Source organism: Tenacibaculum sp. AWR4_210 (assembly GCF_056160945.1).
In genome coordinates this window covers 341,836-364,051 of sequence record NZ_JBSWYF010000001.1, presented here as the reverse complement: position 1 = coordinate 364,051, position 22,216 = coordinate 341,836, and the positions used below count along the sequence as shown (strand labels likewise).

Annotated in this window: 17 protein-coding genes; 13 read left to right on the top strand and 4 right to left on the bottom strand. The window is 38.2% G+C overall.

All coding sequences use genetic code 11. The annotated features are described in order from the left end of the window. From ACXAG7_RS01545 to ACXAG7_RS01515, 7 genes are all read left to right on the top strand, one after another. A complete protein-coding gene (locus tag ACXAG7_RS01545) occupies positions 1–1,044 on the top strand; it encodes an alpha/beta hydrolase (RefSeq protein ID WP_476665725.1) in 1,044 nt (347 codons plus the stop codon). Positions 1,045–1,061: 17 nt separating this feature from the next. Next, complete coding sequence (locus tag ACXAG7_RS01540; RefSeq protein ID WP_476665724.1) at positions 1,062–1,904, top strand: crotonase/enoyl-CoA hydratase family protein; 843 nt, start codon at positions 1,062–1,064, stop codon at positions 1,902–1,904. Between the two features lie 635 nt (positions 1,905–2,539). Then, positions 2,540–3,121: a TetR/AcrR family transcriptional regulator gene (locus ACXAG7_RS01535; RefSeq protein WP_476665723.1), complete on the top strand. Its 582-nt coding sequence runs from the start codon at positions 2,540–2,542 to the stop codon at positions 3,119–3,121. Positions 3,122–3,469: 348 nt separating this feature from the next. Further along, positions 3,470–4,525 (top strand): efflux RND transporter periplasmic adaptor subunit, encoded by a 1,056-nt coding sequence (locus ACXAG7_RS01530; protein ID WP_476665722.1) that lies wholly within the window; start codon positions 3,470–3,472, stop codon positions 4,523–4,525. After that, positions 4,525–7,635 carry an efflux RND transporter permease subunit gene (locus ACXAG7_RS01525; protein WP_476665721.1) on the top strand — a complete coding sequence of 1,037 codons (3,111 nt, stop codon included), beginning with the start codon at positions 4,525–4,527 and terminating at the stop codon, positions 7,633–7,635. Before ACXAG7_RS01530 ends, ACXAG7_RS01525 begins: the two co-directional genes overlap by 1 nt. 5 nt (positions 7,636–7,640) lie before the next feature. Next, on the top strand, positions 7,641–8,954 hold the full coding sequence (locus ACXAG7_RS01520; protein ID WP_476665720.1) for a TolC family protein: 1,314 nt from the start codon (positions 7,641–7,643) through the stop codon (positions 8,952–8,954). After that, positions 8,944–9,540, top strand: coding sequence for a TetR/AcrR family transcriptional regulator (locus ACXAG7_RS01515; protein ID WP_476665719.1), 597 nt, complete (start codon positions 8,944–8,946; stop codon positions 9,538–9,540). The genes ACXAG7_RS01520 and ACXAG7_RS01515 overlap by 11 nt, the downstream gene beginning before the upstream one ends. Positions 9,541–9,764: 224 nt before the next feature. Here ACXAG7_RS01515 and ACXAG7_RS01510 read toward each other — a convergent pair whose 3' ends face one another. Both ACXAG7_RS01510 and ACXAG7_RS01505 read right to left on the bottom strand, forming a co-directional pair. Continuing rightward, the gene (locus ACXAG7_RS01510; RefSeq protein ID WP_476665718.1) at positions 9,765–9,941 is read right to left on the bottom strand and encodes a hypothetical protein; all 177 of its coding nucleotides are present in this window, start codon (positions 9,939–9,941) and stop codon (positions 9,765–9,767) included. 176 nt (positions 9,942–10,117) lie between these two features. Beyond that, a complete protein-coding gene (locus tag ACXAG7_RS01505) occupies positions 10,118–11,257 on the bottom strand; it encodes a helix-turn-helix domain-containing protein (protein ID WP_476665717.1) in 1,140 nt (379 codons plus the stop codon). Positions 11,258–11,438: 181 nt separating this feature from the next. On the opposite strand from ACXAG7_RS01505, the gene ACXAG7_RS01500 reads away from it, so the two are divergent. The 5 genes from ACXAG7_RS01500 to ACXAG7_RS01480 all read left to right on the top strand — a co-directional run bounded on the left by ACXAG7_RS01500 (position 11,439) and on the right by ACXAG7_RS01480 (position 19,772). Then, complete coding sequence (locus ACXAG7_RS01500; protein ID WP_476665716.1) at positions 11,439–14,279, top strand: TonB-dependent receptor; 2,841 nt, start codon at positions 11,439–11,441, stop codon at positions 14,277–14,279. A gap of 78 nt (positions 14,280–14,357) precedes the next feature. Further along, the gene (locus ACXAG7_RS01495) at positions 14,358–15,620 is read left to right on the top strand and encodes a DUF5690 family protein (RefSeq protein ID WP_476665715.1); all 1,263 of its coding nucleotides are present in this window, start codon (positions 14,358–14,360) and stop codon (positions 15,618–15,620) included. Then, on the top strand, positions 15,610–16,785 hold the full coding sequence (locus tag ACXAG7_RS01490; protein ID WP_476665714.1) for a TIGR03364 family FAD-dependent oxidoreductase: 1,176 nt from the start codon (positions 15,610–15,612) through the stop codon (positions 16,783–16,785). Before ACXAG7_RS01495 ends, ACXAG7_RS01490 begins: the two co-directional genes overlap by 11 nt. Continuing rightward, positions 16,769–17,449, top strand: coding sequence for a phosphonatase-like hydrolase (locus ACXAG7_RS01485; RefSeq protein WP_408043755.1), 681 nt, complete (start codon positions 16,769–16,771; stop codon positions 17,447–17,449). Before ACXAG7_RS01490 ends, ACXAG7_RS01485 begins: the two co-directional genes overlap by 17 nt. Positions 17,450–17,954: 505 nt before the next feature. Continuing rightward, complete coding sequence (locus ACXAG7_RS01480) at positions 17,955–19,772, top strand: hemopexin repeat-containing protein (RefSeq protein ID WP_476665713.1); 1,818 nt, start codon at positions 17,955–17,957, stop codon at positions 19,770–19,772. A 31-nt stretch (positions 19,773–19,803) separates the two neighbouring features. Here ACXAG7_RS01480 and ACXAG7_RS01475 read toward each other — a convergent pair whose 3' ends face one another. Beyond that, a complete protein-coding gene (locus ACXAG7_RS01475; RefSeq protein ID WP_408043753.1) occupies positions 19,804–20,382 on the bottom strand; it encodes a helix-turn-helix domain-containing protein in 579 nt (192 codons plus the stop codon). 335 nt (positions 20,383–20,717) lie between these two features. Then, positions 20,718–21,368 carry a hypothetical protein gene (locus ACXAG7_RS01470; RefSeq protein WP_476665712.1) on the bottom strand — a complete coding sequence of 217 codons (651 nt, stop codon included), beginning with the start codon at positions 21,366–21,368 and terminating at the stop codon, positions 20,718–20,720. A gap of 381 nt (positions 21,369–21,749) precedes the next feature. On the opposite strand from ACXAG7_RS01470, the gene ACXAG7_RS01465 reads away from it, so the two are divergent. Next, complete coding sequence (locus ACXAG7_RS01465; protein ID WP_408043751.1) at positions 21,750–22,181, top strand: hypothetical protein; 432 nt, start codon at positions 21,750–21,752, stop codon at positions 22,179–22,181. Positions 22,182–22,216: the final 35 nt, after the last annotated feature.

The window sequence follows — 22,216 nt, the reverse complement described above, 5'->3', positions numbered from 1 at the left end:
ATGAGGAAATTGAGACTATTACTACTTTGTGTAACGGTATGTACACAAGTAACAGTTAGTTGGTCACAGTCGAAATTAGCCGGAAGCTATGGAGTGAGTCCAGATTATCAGGCTTTTCTTGAAGCAATCCACGCGTATCAAGGGCCTCCGATTCACGAATTGCCCTTAGCTATTGGTCGCAAGGCGATGGAAGATATGCAGTTTGAGGAAAATACGGCCTACGAACACGAACTCCATTATGAGCATACTACTGCGGTTTATCAAAAAGACTCCGCAAAGATAGTTGTGATTAAACCCAAAAAGCTACGCCGAAAAAAACTTCCTGTGTTGGTTTATTTTCACGGTGGAGGATGGGTGTTTAACAGTTTTAAAACCCATAAGCGATTGCTGAGTACTATTGCAAGGAAAGCAAAAGTTGCGGTGGTATTCGTTGATTATTCAAGAGCACCTGAAGCAAGTTACCCAAAAGCGAATGAGGAAGGTGTTACTGTCCTTCGATGGATTTATCAAAAAGGACGTTCCTACGGGTTGGATAAGAAACGCGTATTCGTAGGGGGCGATAGCGCTGGAGGAAACATGGCAACGGCGGTGGCTATTACCGTGAAAAAAGATCCTGAACTGACATTACAAGGACAGTTACTTTTATATCCCGTAACCAGTGATAATTTGCAGACACAATCATATCAATTGTATTCCAAAGGACATTATTTATCTCGTGCTACCATGCAGTGGTTTTGGGAGCAATACGCTCCAGACAAAGCGACGAGAAGTTTACCGACGGTGTGTCCTTTAAAGGCAGATTTGCCGACCCTTAAAGGCTTGCCAAGAGCTCTGGTTATTACCGCTGAATTTGACGTGCTACGCGATGAAGGCGAGGCGTATGCCAAACATTTGCGAAAGGCGGGCGTTCCTGTAGTAGCCACGCGATACAGTGGTGTCATTCATGATTTTATTGTCTTGAACCCTTTAAAAGAGACTCCAGAAGCACGAGCCGCTGTAGCGCAAATTTGTTGCTTCCTGGAGCAATCCCCCGAAAAAAAATAAACAACAACTATAATAAAATGCTAAAACCGTATAAAAATTTTGATGTGAACTATTTTCCAGAGCACGAATTGGTGCTCTGGAAAATAAAGTCAGAAGGAATTCCGAATTTCTCCATTGATAAATTGCGAGAATTCAAACGTTTTTCGGAAGACTTAAAAGTGATGTTCGCAGATGAAAATTACCCATTAAAATACATTGTTTCCGGTTCGGACTGTGATGGAATTTATAATCTAGGAGGAGATTTACCCTATTTTTATGGCAGTATCTTAAACAGAGATAGGGCAAAGTTAGAAGAGTATGCTCATTTGTGTATCGATGCGATTTACAATATGTACTGTTCATTTGACCTGCCGGCAATTACCATCGCAACTGTTGAAGGAAAGGCCTATGGTGGAGGTTTTGAGTGTGTTATGGCTCACGATGTTATCATCGCAGATGCACAAGCACAGTTTTGCCTGCCTGAAAATAAGTTTAATCTGTTTCCCGGTATGGGGGCCTACAGTTTTCTATGCCGTAAATTAAACATCAATGCAGCGATGGAAATTCTGTACAGCGGAAGTGTGTATGGGGCTGAAGAACTCGGTAAAAAAGGCTTAATTGATCGGGTGATTGCTTCGGAAAACACCTTGTCTTCAGTAGTACAATACATCGAAGAAAACCGCAGTAACTTCAACTTTCAATCGGCACATTACAAAAGTATTAAACGCGTATTTCCTTTGCAGAAGAGTGAACTGTTAGACATTACCAATATCTGGGTGGATAGCTGCATGCAAATGGAACAGGCCGATTTGCGTAGAATGGAACTCATTATCAACGCCCAGCAACGTCGCATGGGGATAAAAGGCTATACGCTGCAATAAGAGCCTTACGTTACTAGTTTTAAATGACTTCAGCTGAAGCTGAACTCTTTAAATCTGTTGCGTTTTTATACGCCATCAAATCCACCCTTCATTACTGGATTTGATGGGGTGTAAAAACAAACTTGAACTTTTTTTAGCGGCCCCCCTCAATCTTCACAAGATAGTGAGCTGCATTCCTTTCTTTATGCAGCCTTACCGTACTTTCAATAGCAGCATTTCATAAAAGTAACTCTAAATAGTGAGGCTTGTTTACACGGTATTCGACAAGAGCTTATTGAAATAACCAGAGAACAGTTAGGGACAACTATAGAAAAGAGAACTTAACTGATTCAGCTTCTGGAGTCCTAGAAGTCATAGGTTGACTCGTGGTATTCAAAGTAAAAGCAGCACACTGTCGAATTGCTGATACATTTAAAGAGGACTCTATAGTCTTGATAAATAAATAGAAAAATACAAGTTAGGGATAGAGTTTTACGTATGTAACGAGTTAGCTTGAGTTAATTCTTATATTCGAGCTGTTATGGATGCGAAAATGAATACGTTACTTGCTGTCAATTCAACTATTTTAAACAAAAAAGAGATAGTATTTTTATGTTTAGACATTTTTTGTATTTTTGTCGAAAATGTTTTTAATATTGAAGGAAGAAGAAATAATTCAGCACATCATAGAGTCGTCTAAATCTGTATTCAAAAAATACGGATATAAAAAGGTGACGATGAGTGATATTTCAAAAGTTGCTCAGAAAGGAAGAAGTACACTGTACCATTATTTCAAAAATAAACAAGAAGTTTTCGAACAAGTAGCCATTCAAGAATCACTAAGAGTATTAGAAGTGAGTCTAGAATTTATCGGAGCTAATCAGTCCTTGTCCGAAAATTTAACGAGCTTTCACAGGTCAAAAATCAAGGAAATGATATTGGTCTCTAAGGAGTACATTCACCTCTACGAAGACATCAGAAATGACCAAGCGTTGATGTTAAAAGTAGACCGTCATTTACTAGATCTGGAAACTAAGCACACAAAGAAAATGCTAGAATGGGCAATTGACAAGGAGGAGATAGCTCCAATTGATGCGAATGATATGAAATTACTATCATTAACAATTGTGACTGGAATGAGTAGTATAAGTAGAGAAATGCTTTTTTTTGGCAATATATCAAATTTAGATAAACGATTAGATTGGCTTATAAATCTAATGGTTAAGGGGCTTAGATAGGTTGCGTACTCATTTTCATAAAAGATAACTTCTCAGTTATTTTTTTTGAGTCAATTATCGACAAAAACACAAAAAATGTATTGTGTTTAAATTTTGGAAGTGATATAGAGGCCAATTTGGAACATAGCATTGCTGATGTTTCAGGGTAGTAGCAGTTTCTAACTAAAGAAATAAAGTATGCGGTAATCAAAAATTATTGTTACTGGAAATAGTGGTTTAAGTCGAGGATTACTCTTTTTAGTGATGGATAGATTCTAGTAGAATTTTTTAATAGTAGTGTAAACCTATTGTAAGAATAACTAGAATATTTTTTTAGATAAATATCGACAAAAACACAAAAAATGTATTATGTGTAAATGTAAATCAATTAAAAGTAGCTTTTTTATTGTAGGCTTATCTCTGTTCACAGCTATTAGTTGTGTGAATAAGGCGCAGACCAAGGAGGTAAAACCAATAAAAGTTAAAACAACTTCGCTAAAACGACGATCTTCTGTAGCAGACCAAATTAGCTATAGTGGTGTTATTACACCGGAGAAAAGTATCAATTTAAGTTTTCAGGTGAGTGGTACATTGAAAAGTATCAAATACGATATGGGTACCTATGTGAAAAAAGGAGCGCTTATAGCCGAAATAGATCAGACGGTGTACTTACGACAATATGAGGTACAAAAGGCGCAAGCTGTTTTGGCCAAGGAGAATTACCAACGTATTAAAGCAGTATATGATAAAGGAAGTATTGCAGAAATTCGGTTGATTGAAGCCCGTTCGCGATACGACCAAGCAAAAGCTGCCGCAGCAGCCATCTACCAGAATCTAAAGCATACAAAGATATATGCCCCGATAAGTGGATATATTGGAAAAAAAATGCTTGAAGCTGGCGATTTGGCAAGCCCTGGAGTACCTGTAGTCAGTTTATTAAAAATAGACAAAGTGAAGGCTGTGACGCCATTACCAGATGTTGAGGTAAATAATTATAAAATAGGAGATTCGGCATTCGTTTCTATAAAAGCATTAGCGAATAGACAATTTTTGGGGAACATTGATGAAATTTCGGTACAATCAAATACTGGTATGCCAGCGTACAAGGTAAAAGTAAAGATAGACAATGAAGCTCTAGCGATAAAACCCGGTATGATATGTAGGGTTTCCTTACAAGGAAGTAAAGCTAGTGAAACTAAGAACTTCATCATTCCGGTAGAAACTGTTATTCCTGATGAAAAGGGCCGCACGTTCGTATATGTTTCCAATAAAGCAAGAACTAGAGCTATGAAAATTCAAGTTCAAGTAGGGAGGCTTTCTGACCATGGAATTGAAGTTCTTTCGGGTCTGAATGCAGGAGACCAACTAATTACTTCGGGTTATCACAAATTAACAAATCAGACACCTATACAAATTATAGATTAATGAAAACCAATAATTCAGTAATAGAATGGGCAATGAAAAACAAGGCATTTCCATTGGCCTTAGTTTTTATACTTGTACTCATCGGAATCTTAGGGTTCTTTAATATGCCTCGTAATGAATTCCCTGAGTTTACCATTAGGCAAGGTGTAGTTGTTGGGTTTTACCCGGGAGCTAACTCCGAACAGGTAGAAACGCAATTAACATCTAAAGTTGAAGAGTTTCTTTTTAACTATAACGAAATTGACAAATCAAAAACATACTCCTATTCAAGGGACGGTGTAATGTTTCTGTTTGTAGAGATTTCGGAACACATCGGATTGAATGCAACGAAACAATTCTGGAGTAAATTTAAGAATGAACTCCCTATTTTTCAGCAGATGAATTTGCCAAAAGAGGTGCAGGGGTTTATTGTCAATAGTGATTTTGGTAATACGGCGGCGATGATTCTTACCGTTGAGTCAGATAGTAGGTCCTATAAAGATTTAGAGGAACATGTAAAAGATATAGAAGATAAACTACGTACGATACCAGAAATGGCAAAAATAAGTCATGCAGGAGGTTTGGCTGAACAAATAGGCATTTATGTAGACAACAATAAACTTATTCAGTATGGTATTTCTCCTGCCATGATCATGCAAAGCCTACAACAGCACGGCGCTACAGGATTTTCCGGAACGTTAGACGGTAAGATTATTGATAGACCCATTCATCTTAGTTCATACTTTACAAATGAGAGTGATCTTGCCAAACAAATCATAAAAGTGGGGGCAAAGGGTCAAGCTGTATATCTTAAAGATATTGCTAGCATAAAACGTGAGTACGCAACACCTAACTCATTCATAACAACCAATGGATCAAAATGTATGATTATTACCATGGAAATGATGGCAGGTAATAATATAGTACAATTTGGAGCAACGATAGATAGCTATTTACAGAAAATAGCAGCGGAATTACCTGCCGATATTAGACTAACAAAACTCGCGGACCAACCGAAAGTTGTAGCTCATTCCATAGGACATTTTCTCAAAGAATTTGGCTATGCTTTAATAGGTGTAATTTTGGTAACCGTGTTATTACTCCCTTTCAGAATTGCGTCGGTTGCTGGTGCTACTATTCCTATTACCATGCTTTCAACATTAGCACTGATGTACATGTTTGGTTTGGAGTTGAATACTGTTACTCTGGCGGCGTTAATCGTAGTTTTAGGTATTGTTGTTGACGATCCCATTGTGGTTATTGACAATCATGTGGAAAAGCTCGATCACGGTCAAACGGTTTGGGAAGCGGCTAAAAATAGTGCGATAGAGCTCTTTCCTTCAGTGTTTACCGCAACACTAGCTATATCAGCAACCTTTATACCGTTAATTTTCTTCCTTCGAGGCATGTCGTCCGATTTTATTAGTGCCTTTCCATGGACCATTACTATTGCGCTGTTTTTATCTCTCATTATTTCAGTACTAATAATACCTTATATCAATACTGTTTTCATAAAGAAGGGAATACATAGCACAGAACATCAAAATACGAAGAAAACATTTTTAGATAGCATTCAGGACTTTTTTAACCGTACGGTCAACATAGCAGTTAAACACTACAAAATTACTATAGTTTCAGGATTGATCTCTGTGGTATTAGGAGTCATTATAATGGGAGTTTATGTACCACAAGAGCTATTTCCAAAAGTAGATCGCAATCAGTTTGCCATAGAAATATCATTGGCACAGGGGAGCAACCTAAACAAGACGGAGGCTGTGGTTAAGCGTGTGGAGGAGCTGTTAAAAAAAGATAATCGTATTGTTAATTACACCAGTTTTATCGGTGAAAGTTCACCGAGGTTTCATACAGTTTATGCTCCGAATTTGCCAGCTACAAATTATGCTCAAATTCTTGTAAATACGAGTTCAGATAAAGCGACAGAGGAAATTTTACAGGAGTATGATAAAAAATATACCGATATAGACCCTAATGCCTATGTAAGAATTAAGCAACTGGATATGGTTGCAAAACCAGCACCTGTGGAAGTTCGAATTTTTGGTTCGGATATCGCCAAATTAAAAAAATTAGGAGCGGAAATTATTGACCTTGCAAGAACGACTCCAGAGGCTACATGGTGTCGCACCGACTACAATGATATGCAGAGTACTATTCAGTTAGATATTAGAGCTGAGGTTGCTGCGAGGTTAGGATTAAGTCGTTCCGATATTTCCAATATGATTGCTATGAATATGGAAGGTATTAATACTACGCAATTATGGGACGGTGACTATCCGATAAACATTAAAATTAAAACTCCAAGTACAAAAACTGCGAGTATTTCTGATTTAAATGAGTTAATGCTGTTGTCACCTATTCAAGGTAGGGCAATCCCTTTAAGACAATTAGTGGACATAAAGCAAGCATGGAATGAGGGACAAATTGTAAGACGTAATGGTGTTCGGTGTTTAACAGTACTCGTGGATATTGAAAAAGGAGCCATTGCAAACAATGTACTTGGAAAGTTAAAGACAAAAATCGAGACCTTAGAAATTCCAGAGTCGTTACAAATTGGTTATGGAGGGGAATTTGAACTACAGGGAGAAAATTTGATTCCTATGGGATTATCATTATTTACCAGTATCATAAGTATATTCCTGATTTTACTATGGCATTTCAAAGAATTTAAACCAGCTCTTTTAAGCTTTTCAACAATGCCTTTGAGTATTTTCGGAGCCTCTCTTGGACTGTGGTTATTAGATTATCCATTTGGTTTCACATCTTTTTTGGGAATATTAGCACTTTGCGGCATTGTTGTAAGAAATGGAATTATCCTCATTGATTTTGCTAACGAAATACGAGTCGAACAAAATTTAAGTTACAAAGAGGCCGCTATTCTGGCGGCAGAAAGAAGAATGCGTCCTATATTTTTAACTTCCTCGGCTGCAGCAGTCGGAGTCATTCCGATGATACTTAGTAGGTCCAGTCTTTGGGGGCCTTTAGGAACTGTAATTGCATTTGGCTTAATGATGTCTATGATATTAACCTTATACGTACTCCCCGTACTCTATTGGTTGTTTTTTAGAAAAGAAGACAATACTTCGAGTGTGACCTATGAGAATCAAAAAATATGAACACCATGCAAATTAATGTAAATAGATATTTGTTTATACTGCTTGTGATAACTGGCGGGTATAAACTGCAAGGACAAGAAACCAAAATAAATTTAGAAGCGAGTAAAATTGCTGCACTTCAATACAGTTATGATATTAAAAATGGTAAACTTCGTGAAAAACAAGCCTTAAGTGCTAAGAAGGAGCTTTTGGCATCGTATTTACCCAAAATTGAAGCTACAGGAACAGGTGTGTTTGGCTTTGATGAACTCATTCCGAGTAGCTTTACAGGCAACTTGCGTGTTGATAATTTATATACTGCAGGAGTTTCACTTACGGAAGCATTGTATACAGGTGGAAAACGAAAGACAGGTAAATTGTTAGCGGATATTCAACTCGAGGTAAGCAAAATTAGATACCGACAAGCTAAAGACTCTGTAGTGCTAATAACAACACAAAAGTTTTGGCAATTAATTCAAATTCAAGAGCAGCACAAAGTTCTGGAGGCTAATGAAAAGTATCTCAACGGTTTGCTAAAACAGCAGGAGGATATGCTTAGCTCTGGTTTAATAGCCAAAAATGAATTGTTTACCGTAAAGGTAGAGTCGAGTCAATTAAAATTACAAAAGAGTAGGTTACGTAATTTACGAAAAGTTGCCCTACTAGATTTTGCCCTGTATACAGGGATAAGTTATGATTCTACAATGGTGGCTAACGATACATTTGATTTGACAAAAGTTCCGAAGTTTGAGTTTCCCAGGCCCCATTCTGCATTAGCTAAAAATAGGAATTATCAACTGTTGCAAAAATCTGTTGATGCTTCCAAATTATTAACACGAATGGAAAAATCCAATCAGTTACCAACCATAGCTCTAGGGGTGAATGCTTTACAGTATGGAAGTTTTGACGGAACTATAAAAAGCAATTTTGTCCCTTTTGCATTTGCAACAGTAAAGATTCCGATTTCTGCTTGGTGGGGATCTGAAAAGCACAAAACTAAACAACGAGAGCTCAATGAAGAAATTGCTACCAATACGTTGGGAAAAGTTAGCGATCAGTTAAAAATAGGTATTATGAATAGCTGGTACGAGCTTACAGACAGTCGTAAAAGAATAATGATTGCTAAGGAGACATTGAAGCTCGCTAAGGTGAATCTTAAATCTACTAGGGATAGATATGAGAGTGGACTAGCTGGCCTCACCGAACTCTTAGATGCTCAGCGTATACATATACGGTCTCATATGGAATTGATAAGCGCCTTTGCGACGTATGAAAATTCGGAAATATTGTACCTATATAATACTGGTCAAATTGTTATTCCTGAGTTAAATGATAACTAAAACAGAAGTTCTTAAACACGTAAAGAGCGATGAGTTTAGTCCGAATCAAATCCGATTAATTCCAATCGCTACAAAAGAGTTTTTGGCTAAAGGTATAGTTAGGGTTCGAATGGAAGATCTCTCGAGAATAGCCCGCATGTCCAAAAAAACAATTTATAATGAATTTACAAGCAAGGATCAATTGATCCTTGTTTGCATTCATAATTTTTTTGATGGTTTATATTTTGATTCAATAGCTGCTTTTGAAGTGACGTGTTCCAAAAAAGAAAAGTGGGAGGTATTAATCAAGTTATATTATATAAACTCCTTGAGAATATCATCAGAATGCTATCAGGATTTACTTGGACATGACAAATACCTTAAAGCATTCAAAACTAGCAGGGCCAAATTCATAAATTTTATAATAAATAAGATTCATAAGGAAAGATCCGATACATTAAAAGTACTCATGTTCGCCTATGTAAACTCGATCTTTTCTATACTCTCTGGGAGTTTAAATGAGGCAAGCAAAAACAAGTTCGAAAAGGTAATAGTTCCATTTTACGCACTAGGATTAACTTACATTGAAGAGCATGGCGATTTATAAAAAACACCAGACTGGGTTTCGTTGCAGAGAAACGAGATGTATTCAGATCTGAGAATTAAATCAAAAATAAACGCTTTTAAGGGGATTGCGCTGTCACAAGTTATAGGAGTCAATTGCTTCGGATAGAGGACAAGAGAATATGATTGTGTTATACGAATTTATAAAAGCACTAATATACACTTATGACTCAACTAAAAATTTCTTTGAAAAAAAAATAGCAGGGCCTAATTTTCTTGATACCTACCTTGGTAGTACTTTTTTATCAGAGTTCCTAAATGCGCAGCCGCAGTACAAATGAATGCGTTATAAAGACTTGAATTGATCTTACTGTCAAATAGAAACAGGTAGCCAATTCCAAATAGGAATACGAAGGTTATCGCGAGTGTATAATATTTTTTCATGTCATGATGAGTTAAGCAATTTTCAAGGTGAAAAGATAAGGAATTTGCGGTTTCCATACTAATTTTTGCTAACTGTATGCCATAGCAGAAAAGTGCTATAGAGCGAGGCGTCTATAGAAATCATTGTTAAGGAGAAGTATTGGAACACTAGGCAACCCTTGGGGGAAGCTGCCAGCTTATACCTTGCAATAGGTACTTCTAAACTGTTTTGGAGTCAAATGTTCAAAACGCTTAAAGGCGGCCGAAAAATGGGTTGGATTTTTATAGCCAACCAAATCAGATACCTCATATATGGGTTTGGTGGTATGCAATAGTAATTCTTTGGCCTTTTCCATACGCAAGTTTTGGGAGTATTCCGAAATGGTAACTTCAAATACACGTTTAAATTCCTTTTTCAACACGGTATCATTCAATAAGACCCGCTTTGACAGTTCTTTTACGGATAACTGTTCTCCCAAACTTTTGGCGATGAGGTTTTTTACGGTATACATCTTTTTTACTAACGATTGCGGAGCCTGTTTGTTCGGATTTTGCTGCAATTGTAAGCTGACCAATTCCAAAACACGCGATTCTAAAAACAGGCGTTTTAAGAGTCCTTCGTATTCATTGGTAAATAAATCTGTCAGTATTTCCTGTGTTCTCGGGCAGAAAGAGGTACTGAAGTTAATGCAATTATCATTGGCAGCTGTGTACTTTTTCAATTTCGGAAATAGCGTAATAAGTTGATGCTTCTTAATAAACTCGTAATAGAAACGCACTGTTAATTCTCGATAGGGCAGGTCCTTGTAATACTGTATGGTTCCTTTTAAGTTATTTGAGAAGTACAAAATTCCTTCTTGTTCCGATTGTACCATCTCTTTTTTGGTACACTGCACAATTTTTTCGCCCTGAACCAAAAAGGATATTTCCAGTGCATTGATATTACTGCTCTTGGCCACTCGGGTGTTTTCATTAAAACTTCCTTGAAAATATTCTAAGTGCAGACCATCAAAAGAATGACTGACTAAATAGCCAGTGCCTAAAGCCGATTTTAAGGCGTGCTTTTTTGATACTAAGCCACAGTTTAAAGAAGAACTTGCTTCGTCAAACAGCGATTGAAGGGTAGGGTTGTTGTTTTGCATTGTTTGGTATAACGACTCTACAAAATTAAATTTAATAAGTCTAAATAAGAAAGAAAAACGCGACTTTATTTTCACAACTATTCCCACGGGATAGGAATAGGTTTTTTTACTATTAGTAAACAAATAATCGGCTTTATACTTTGTAGGTCTGCTAAAGCACAAGATGGCTAATGGTATGAAAATAGGGAATCTCATGCTGTTTGGTGTTTAATAGCGTGTTTTTGGGGTTTGTTTACGTCAAATTCATCTTGTTAACATTCAGGTTACAAAAAAGTAGCTTAGTCTAAAAGTTTTCTTAACTTGAAAAATATTTACAAATAGTAAAAAATGTATTGATTTGTGAAGAGAATTTTAACTATTGTAAAAAAGAAACAAAATGACTACCAAAAAACTTTTACTGCTACTACTAACCAATCTTTTGTGTTGGTGTTTTTATGGACAGTCCTCCATTTCAGGAGTGGTTAGCGACGGAAGCTTTCCGTTACCAGAAGCAACCGTAATGATTACGAATTCAACATTAGGTACAACCACTGATTTCGACGGAAACTTCACAATTACGAATGTGACCAAAGGTAAAATAAGCGTACAAATATCTTACATCGGTTTTAAAACCAAGACAGTAGAGGTGATTGTTAAGGAAGGAAAAAATAACTTAGGGTTGTTACTTTTAGAACAAGCTTCACAAAAGTTAGATGAGGTCTTAGTGTCCAGTTCTCGTAAAAACAGCGAGGCGAGAGCGCTGAGTATTCAAAAGAAATCTATGAGTATATTAAACGTTATTGCGGCGGATGGAATTGGGAAATTACCAGACAGAAATGCTGCAGAAACCGTTCAGAGAATTCAAGGGGTGTCTATTGAAAGAGATCAGGGAGAAGGACGATTTGTTTCGGTACGTGGATTGCCGCCATTTTGGTCATCAACGACCATCAACGGAAACCGTATTCCAACCGCTGAAGAGGAAACTACCTCACGTGCTACGGCCTTTGATTTTTTTCCTTCAGAACTGATTTCCTATGTACAAGCAGCAAAAGCGTATACTCCTGACATGGAGGCAGACGGTATTGGTGGAGGGGTGAATTTTATCACGCAAACGTCACCTACCAAGCAACTGTTCAACGTAAATATAGGTGGCGGATATAATGATAAATCAGGAAAACCCGTGTATAATGCCTCGCTTACCTACGGAGATAAAAGTGCAGATGGTAAATTTGGTTTTATCCTCAACGGTTCGTACTGGAACAGAAATTGGGGAACCGACAATTTTGAAGCCAGAAGAAAAGGAGATGAAGGAGTTTTTAGAATGGAGCTCAGAGATTATAACGGAGTGCGTATCACTACTGGATTGAATGCAGCGATGGAGTATAATTTTACAACGGAACACAAAATGTATTTTCGAGGAGTGTACGGAACCCTATCTGATACAGAAACACATTACAAGCACCGCGTTCGTTTTGATAAGTTCAGCAGTGCCACCAATACAGCACGTGTAGAGCTTCAGAATATTTATAACGAGTTAATCACTGAGATGATCGGAGGTGAGTTAGGAGGGGTGCATAAAATGAAGCATGGCCAAATTGATTGGAGCATGGCTACTTACCACAACGAGTTTCGCTATGGTGATATCCCCGATGCTAACAATAAGAGTTACTACGTACTCAAGTTCAACCAAAACAACGTGGGGATTAATCCAAACTATTTAGATAACAGACCAAAATCGGCGGGTGGAGCTGGTGATGATAGAGCTTATTGGAAGGCTGACGGAGGTTTGTTAGATTACAGTAATACGGATGCTTTGTTTGGATTTTTCAGCAATCCATCGTTCAAAATGTCGGCGGCTAATATGACCTTTGCAGATCTTGAGTTGTACAAAATATCAATTAAAGAACGCGATAATATTGTCGCTGCCCTAAATTACGAATACCGAGTAAACGATGCTTTTAAACTAAAAGTAGGGACTAAGTTTAGAGATAAAGATAGGAGAGCTACTTTTGAAGATTTGTATTACGGATGGTCAGGGGCAACCGCCGCACCTACTTTGGCAGCTTATGGTTCTCAACTTATGGAACAGCCTGGTCGCGCAGACTTTTTACAAGAAATGGGATCGAATATCCAAAACTCATTTGGTCCGGTACTTTCAACTGATGGAATGAAGGAATTTTGGAAAAATAATCAAGGGAACTTATCGGTATTGCCAGGTGACTCTTCTGCATTGCAATTTAATAGTGGTTTGGGGAGAAATTTTAATGTCGATGAAACCCATTTGTCTTTTTACGCAATGGGTACCTTGGTCGCTTCACCACAATGGACGGTGTTATCAGGGATAAGAACTACTAAAACGGAAACGAAAGTCGCTGGCTATGTAGTTGAAAATAACGTATTAAAAAATGTGGCAAACACCAAATCGTACTGGGCAGTTTTACCCATGTTGCACGTCAAGTACTCGCCGGTAAAAGACATGAACCTTCGCTTCGCGGCTACCAGAAGTTTCTCAAGACCAAATTTTGGTGATATCTCGCCGTCGGGAACTTTTATCTCTTTTGACAATGAATTCAAAGGTGGTAATCCAAATTTAAACCCTACCTTTTCTTGGAATTTCGATCTCTTAGGAGAATACTATTTTGAGAATGTTGGTGTAGTTAATGCGGGTGTTTTTTACAAGTCAATTACCGACCCTGTATTTAACGATACCTATCAAGGAACCTACAATGGTATTGCTGGTGTTGAGTTCAGTACTCCAGTGAATGGCGCTGACGCGTGGATTGGAGGAATTGAATTGGGTGTAAACAAACGATTTGACTTTTTACCAGGGTTTTGGCAGTACTTCGGTACCCAATTAAATGCAACTTTTATGGATTCTGAGATGACAAAACCTAGTGGGCGTAAAGTATCGACACCGTATCAGGCAGGAACGCTTTTCAATGCGCAGCTATTTTTTGAGAAGGAAGGAATCAATGCTCGTATTGCTTTCAATCATAAAGGAAGTTATGCCATAGGTTTTGGAGAGCGCGATATTGATGATGTGTATTATGGAAAATACAATACTCTCGACTTTTCCGCTTCGTATCAGATAGGAAAAAATTGGACCTTGTATACAGATATCAATAATATACTCAACAATCCATTGATTTACCATTACGGTAAAACACAAGATCGACCAAAACAAGTAGAGTACTACGGTATTAAAGGAAATATTGGAGTTAAGTTCTCCATAAACTAGATTTTTCATTGACTATTCAATGCTGTTTAATCGAGTTGAGCCCTCTGCAATAGAGGGCTTAATTCACTAAAAAATTATATGAATTTACGATTTATACTTCGAGCCTCGTTGGCCTCTTTTGGGACCTATTTTTGCATGTACGCATTCAGGAAACCCTTTGCAGTGGCCTCGTATAGCGATTTAGACTTTTGGGGAGTAGATTATAAGATTTGGCTGATTATCGCGCAGATTTTGGGATATACCTTGTCAAAATTTGCAGGAATCAAGATCATATCAGAAATGCCTTCACACAGGCGTTTGTGGTATCTTGTTGGTTTTATCGGATTTGCTGAGGCAGCCTTATTAGGATTTGCTGTCATTCCGGCTCCTTACAATATATTCTGCCTCTTTTTAAACGGTTTGCCATTAGGAATGATATGGGGAATCGTGTTTTCGTATTTAGAAGGACGACGTGCCTCTGAGTTACTGGGAGTCATTTTATCCTCAAGCTTTATCATTTCATCGGGCATCGTGAAGTCGGTAGGGAAATGGACCATGGATCATCTAGGAGTGTCAGAATTTTGGATGCCTGTAACTACGGGAGCCCTCTTTATTTTACCGCTGGTCGGTTGTGCGTGGTTGCTCGAAAAACTACCAGCTCCGGATGCGGAAGACACCTATCAAAAAACACTTCGTTTACCGATGACAGCTAAAGAGCGTAGTTCATTATTTGAACGATTTGCAGGACCGCTAATCTTAATTGTGTGCTTTTATACCTTACTGACGGCAGTACGAGATTTTAGAGACAATTTTGCCCGCGAATTGTGGGATAGTTTAGGCTATCAGGAGGCTACGATTTACAGTATTTCAGAAATTCCGATTGCCTTGGTTGTCCTGGCTATTTTTGGTTATATCGGAACTGTCGTGAAAAACTATCAAGCCTTTATGTATTATCATTTTGTACTGTTAGTGGGCTGTGCAGCCATTGTAGTCTCTACTTATTTATTTCAGTTGGGCTGGCTGAGTCCGGTGGTTTGGATGATTATTTCTGGTCTGGGCTTGTACGCCGCTTACGTACCGTTTAACGGAATCTTTTTTGACAGAATGATTGCAACGTTTAAAATTAAAGGGAATGTAGGGTTTCTTATTTATATCGCAGATGCCTTTGGTTACTTGGGAAGCATCGCCATTTTATTTTACAAAAATTTTGGAAGAGCAGAGTTGACTTGGTTGCGTTTTTTCGTTGAAGCGCTGTACGTACTCGGTTTTGCAGGTCTCGGAATCACCGTGTATTGTATGTATTCCTTTAGAAGAAAGAAGAAAAAAACAGAAAATATAAAACAATTGATTTATGAACAATAATTATGATTTATTGGTAGTAGGAGGAGGCGTACTAGGTACTTTTCATGCCTATCACGCATTGCAACGCGGCTTAAAAGTTGCTTTGATCGAGAAAGATGCCAGACCTCAAAGTGCTACCGTCCGAAATTTTGGACAGGTAGTTCCTTCAGGAATGAATCAGAAATGGCAAAACTTTGGAAGAGAGAGTTTGGCACTTTACAAAAACATCCAAGCTGAATTTGACATATCAATTCGGCAAAATGGTACCGTATACCTGGCCTCTGATGAGGAAGAACTGACCTTGTTAGAAGAACTTTATCAAATAAATCGCTCAAATGATTACGAATCAGAGCTATTGACAAAAGCGAGCTGCTTGGAGAAATATCCAGGACTCAAGTCTTCGTATGTAAAAGGAGGACTGTTTTTTCCGCAAGAGGTAACGGTTGAACCTACTGTAATGATTCATCGCTTACACGAATACATGCGAACTCAAATGCAAGCTGACCTGTTTTTTAATACGGCGGTGCTCGACGTACAGAGTTCGGGAGCATCAACGGTGGTTACGACAGCGACAGGAGCTGTTTTTAAGGCAGCAAAGGTAATTATCTGTAACGGTAGTGATTTTCAATTACTCTTTCCAAAACTGTACCGTGAAAGTGACTTAATCGTATCTAAATTACAGATGATGAAAACCAAGCCTCAGGCTAATTACGAATTGAAAGGATCTATCCTAACGGGGTTAACGATTCGCCGATATGAAGCGTTTGAAGAGTGTCCGTCTTGGGAGGCAATCAAGCAAAACGAACCTACGGATACTTTTGAGCGTGAATTTGGTGTTCATATACTCTTTAAGCAGGCCGTAGACGGATCTGTTATTATCGGTGATTCACACGAGTATGCTAGCGCTGAGCACAGTGCCGAGTTAGGCTATGATTTAAAGGAAGAAATAGATGCTTTTATGATTGCGGAAGCTAAAAAGATCTTCGATTTACCTACCTATGCTATTGAGCAGCGTTGGGCAGGGTTTTACAGCCAATGCAAAACACAAGATGTGTTTCAGTACAATGTGGACGACAACATACATATTGTAACCGGTATTGGAGGGAAAGGCATGACAGGAAGTGCCGGATTTGCACAAAAAAATATATCTGAATTATTTAATTTAACACATGTTAGGACCTATTAAAATGGTTGTTTTCGATATGGCGGGAACAACAGTAAATGAACAAAACGTAGTATATAAAACCTTGCACAAGGCAATTGAAGCACACGGAATCGATGTCGCATTAGCAACCGTGTTAAGGCTGGGTGCTGGAAAAGAAAAGTTGCAAGCCATCAAAGATGTCTTGGAACAAGTAGCTCCTGATAAAATAGACCGTGCTGCGGTAATTTTTGAATATTTTAAAAGTGCCCTAACCAAGGCCTATAATTCCTTGGCTGTGGAGCCTGTTACGGGAGTTGATCTACTATTGCCAAAACTGAGAGCCGCTGGAATTAAAGTGGTACTGAATACTGGATACAGTGGGAGTATCGCTCAATCGTTACTTCAGAAGTTACAATGGGAGCAAGGACGTGAATACGATTTGTTGGTGACTGCCAGCGATGTAGTTCAAAGCCGTCCTCATCCGGAGATGATAGAACTTGCCATGAAGACCTTGCTAGTAGAAGACCCAGCACAAGTGTTAAAGGCGGGAGATTCGGCTATTGATATTGAAGAAGGTAAAAACGCACGCTGTGGCGTGACTGTCGGTGTGCTTTCGGGCGCCCAAACAACAGCCCAATTGGAAAGTGTAGCTCCTGATTTTATCATTGATTCACTAATCGATTTACCAGCGCTTTTTGCTTCTTAAGCTCCAAATTCTTCATTGAAAATCCACATCGGGACCTTGCAGTGCAGCGTTGCTTGAATAGCCTGTCTAAATTGTCACTGCTCGGAACCGATGTATTCTTTAAACTTCCCAATGCACTCCGGAAATTTCATGAGCTGCCAATTGTAACAACCAACGAATTGGCAGGAGAAGTGTTGAGATTGTCCGCACAATTTTGAAAAGAATCCTTTGTGTATCATCCAATCTCTCGTCGCTAAGACACTTTTGTTAAAGAATAGTTCAATAAGCCAATGTATAACTGTTTATAGTCACTTCTAAGCAAGGAATAGGAGAGTTTAATAAGCTATTTTGGTTGCTTGTGTAAGGAGCAATTTGTTGTTTTTTAATTAATTGTAAAAAATAGGTGTCCGTAGTATCTATTTAATGTTAGGGAGTTTAAGCTTGTTTTAACAATGTGATTTAGTGCTATTTGTTTTTACTATTAGTATATTTTTGATTAATAAATTAACTTATAGTAAATTATATTATGAAAAAACGACCCTTTATTCCCATGTTCGTATGCCTCTTTTTAATGGCGCTTCTAAGTTGTCAAAACGATTTTGACTCCGACGATACTAATCCGAAATCTCAGCGTAAAACAGCGGGGAAATCAGATAAAAAAAAGAAAGTGTTATTGGTAGGTATAGACGGACTGCAGTTTGAAAAAATCAATGGTACAGCAACGCCAAATTTGGACAAGCTAAACATTAAAAAAGGCTTTTCTGGAGGTATTTCCGGAACGCGTTCGGAACAAAAAACAAAGAGTGGTCCTGGGTGGACAACCATTCTAACAGGTGTGTGGATAGATCAGCACGGAGTGCCTGATAACAGTACCTCTCATACGTCTAAAGTACCTAGTGTGTTCAAATACATCAAACAGCACAATCGAAATCTCGAAACAGCAAGTGTTGCCACTTGGGCGCCAATTCATGACTTTTTAAGAATTGATTTGTCTGATATCGACTATCCGTACAAAGGTGGAAATGACGATACTGCCGTACAACGTGCCGTCAGTGAATTGACCAATCACAATCCTGACTTTCTCTTTGTTCACTTAGACGAGGTAGATGTCGTTGGACATTCCAGTGGTTTTGGTGCCAGCTATGATGCAGCTATCCGCAGGGCTGATAGTCGTTTTGGTACTATTATGACCGCTGTGGAACAGCGTATGAATACCAAAAATGAAGATTGGTTGGTATTGGTTACGACAGATCACGGAAGAGAGTCGAGTGGCTACAATCACGGAAGTCAAACCACCTCGGAGAAAGTCATTTTTATCGGTATGAATCAGGCGGGTAACGCAGCCTTTACAACTTTCGTAAATACTGTTCCAAACCAAGGATTCGGCGGTGTTTACGGGGCTATTCCACAAACGGCATTGATACCTACAGCACTCACGTATTTAGGTGTTCCTATCCGTAAAGATTGGCAATTAACATCGAGTTCTTTGGTGGGAAATGCAGGAGTGTTGGCATTGATGATGAAGAATGCAAATACCCTGTACTGGAATGCCAATGGAGGAGGAAGTGTTAGTATTTATAGAAATGGACAGTTCTTAGCTACTACGGCTGCCTCAGCCCAAGAGTATACCGATACTACACAACCGAAAGGAGTTAACAACTACACTGTTGTTTACAACGGACAAACTGCCTCAGTGAGCACTAATAATGCCAATATCATAGCTTGTTTAGATTGGAATGACACCCTAAATAACAGGGCGTACTTTTTTAAAGACGACGCGTCTTATGTTCGTTATAACAAATTAGCTGACAAAGCGGATAGCGGATACCCGAAGCCGACGAACAACAGTGCTTGGCCGGGCTTAGGAGCTTATGCAAACAACCTATCTGCAGCGTTTAAATGGCATAATCACAAGGCATATTTCTTTTTAAATGACGGGAGGTACTTGCGTTACGATATGAATGCTGACAAGGTAGATTCAGGTTATCCTGTAGCAATTACGAATGGTAATTGGCCCGGTTTAGCAGCTTATAAAGACAAAATAATTGCAGCGATTAATTGGAATAACTCGAAAGCCTATTTCTTTTTAAATGACGGGAGCTACCTACGCTATAGCATTAGTAGTGATCGCGTAGATACGGGGTATCCCAAACCCATTACAAACAGTTCTTGGCCTGGTTTAGGAGCTTATGCTCAGAAAATTTCAGCAGCTGTGGATTGGAATACTACGTATTGTTATTTCTTCTTAAATGATAAAACCTATATCAAATACAATAAAATTACTGACAAGGCGGTAAGCGGGTATCCATTACCTGTGAATGGAAGTACTTGGCCAGGACTATAATTTCAATGGAGCTACCTTCGGGTAGCTTTTTTTATGCATTGGTATCAGCGTAAAAATACAACACGAGCATCAGGCAGTCTTTGGATCCTTGATTGACAGGTACGTGAGGCAGACGGCCGTTAAAATACAAAGAATCCCCTTCGTTAACTTCAACACGGGTGTCCTCTATAATATAGGTACAGCTCCCTTTTAGTACGTATTTAAACTCCCAGGCGTCTGTAATAACTTTTTCTCGTTTGGAATTGGGGGCTACGTTTAAGAGCACGGCCTCAAACCCAACTGCATTTAAACTCTTTCCAAAAATTTGGTAATAGGTAAAGCCCTTGGCTTCCATTTCTTTTTCTAGAACCTGTTGCTCTTCACGGCGAATCAATAGGTACTTGCTACCTGTCTTTTTTTCTACGCCTTCAAAAAAAGTACTTGCATCGATTTCTAAAGCGGAAATAAGCTCTAAAAATACGGGGAGAGAAGGAATGGTTCTACCGTTTTCAATACGGGAAATTAACCCATTACTTACACCGGCGTCACTGGCGAGTTTACTTATCGTTATTTGTTGTTTTTTTCGAATTTCTTTGATTCTTTTTCCAATGCCGATCAAAAAGTCATTCATGATATTTATCTTATTCGAATACTAAGGTAGGTAAAAAAACTAGTATGGTAGTACGGAATTGAGAATCCTAACAGTTTTGGTTTACATTGTTAAAAATTAACTTAGCGGAAACAAGAGTTGCTTAGAAATTTTAACCGGGATTCAGCAATTCAAAACTCCATTTTAGCAATTGTCGTTCTCAACATCCGAAAAAGAATATGATTTTTGACTCAGGGGAAAGGTTACCGTGAATAGAAGAGAAAAAGAACAAGCAAAATCTATTTAGCTGACCTTTCAGCTTATCATAATTTTTGTTTTAGTTTTGAAAATCACCTCCATGTCATTAGGGAGGTGATTTAATCCCATTTAAAGAGTTTTTGTTCATTTATTACATATTTGGTAATAGGCTTCAACTTTTTTAGAGTCTCAGGATGTACGCCCATTTCAGTAAAAAACTCAATTTCACCGGAAGCGTTTTTACCATACCAGTATTGTGCTTTACCCTGTATAAAAAATTCGGAATCGGGAGTCAGCGTAACCTTTCTAAAATTATCAACTATTATGTGATTAACTTCGATATTTAAGGCTCCTTCATGGGAGCAATTCACATATACGAACCGATCCGTATCCCAAACTACGCAGGGCGAACTGAACGGGTAGAATTCCAATATTAGGACGATAATTCCTGCTACTGCTACCCCTAATGCGGAAATCACGAGGGGTTTATTCGTACGGGTTGGAACATACCCGGAATAATCTTTCATAATTTCGAGAAGCTCATTACTAGGAATTCCAGCATTGTTATTCTTGTCTTTTACGTACTTATTATAGTAGTTAATAAGCGTTCGAGAAGACATTTTGGCGTTCTTGTATTCACGGTATTTTTCAGAAGTCATAACTTCCTCATTAAAATAAGTTGCCCGACTGTTTATCGATTCCATACCTGAGTCTTTTTCAAGGGTATTGAACACTTTGACTAGTAATTTCCTTATTTCTTCTTTTTTCATCTTTAGTTGTTGATTATTAGGGTTTTCAAAAGTAGAAAATGCATGGAAAATGCCGTGATGGATATCCGTAAAATGGAAAAAATCTTTTCCATTTATTTTCCAATATTTTCTTGGGTGTCAACGGAAAAACCTTTCAATATTTGCCTCAGAATTTAATGAGTATTCAAAAATAACAGCTTACTCAAATTAAATTTTTTACAGTGTTTTTAACAATGAATTGGAAACTGGGAAGTAGTCCTTTTTAGAGTTAAAAATACTCACTTCCCTAAAAAAGAGAAGCGCGCCTCTTTTAAAAATTGCATGCCAAATCAGGTATGAGCTGTCTCTGAGTAAAGTACTCGGACAGGATAATTAGTATCAATTTTTAAATAGAATTTTATTATGAAACGTTTTTTTATAATATTCATATTAGTAGTTGCCAATCATTCTTTTATCGCTTGTAGCGACTTGTCAGAAAATTTAAAAACAGAGGAAAACACCATAGAATCCACAGCCGAAGACACCGGAGGAGATAATGACCATGACCCAGATGAAGATCCAGATGAAGGTCGTGGGCAATCAGCAACAACAACTGCTGAAGATACGGGAGGAGATAACGACCATGACCCAGATGAAGATCCAGATGAAAGTCGTGGACTGTCAACTACAACGACTAGTGAAGATACGGGAGGAGATAATGATCACGACCCCGATGAAGATCCAGATGAGGAAGGTGTTACACCTAAAAAACCAACAACAACCAATACCGGAGGGGATAATGATCACGATCCGGATGAAGATCCAGATAGTGAAGCGATTGAGGTAGGTAAATAGGTAATAAAGTATCGTACAATTACTTGTCAATTGTA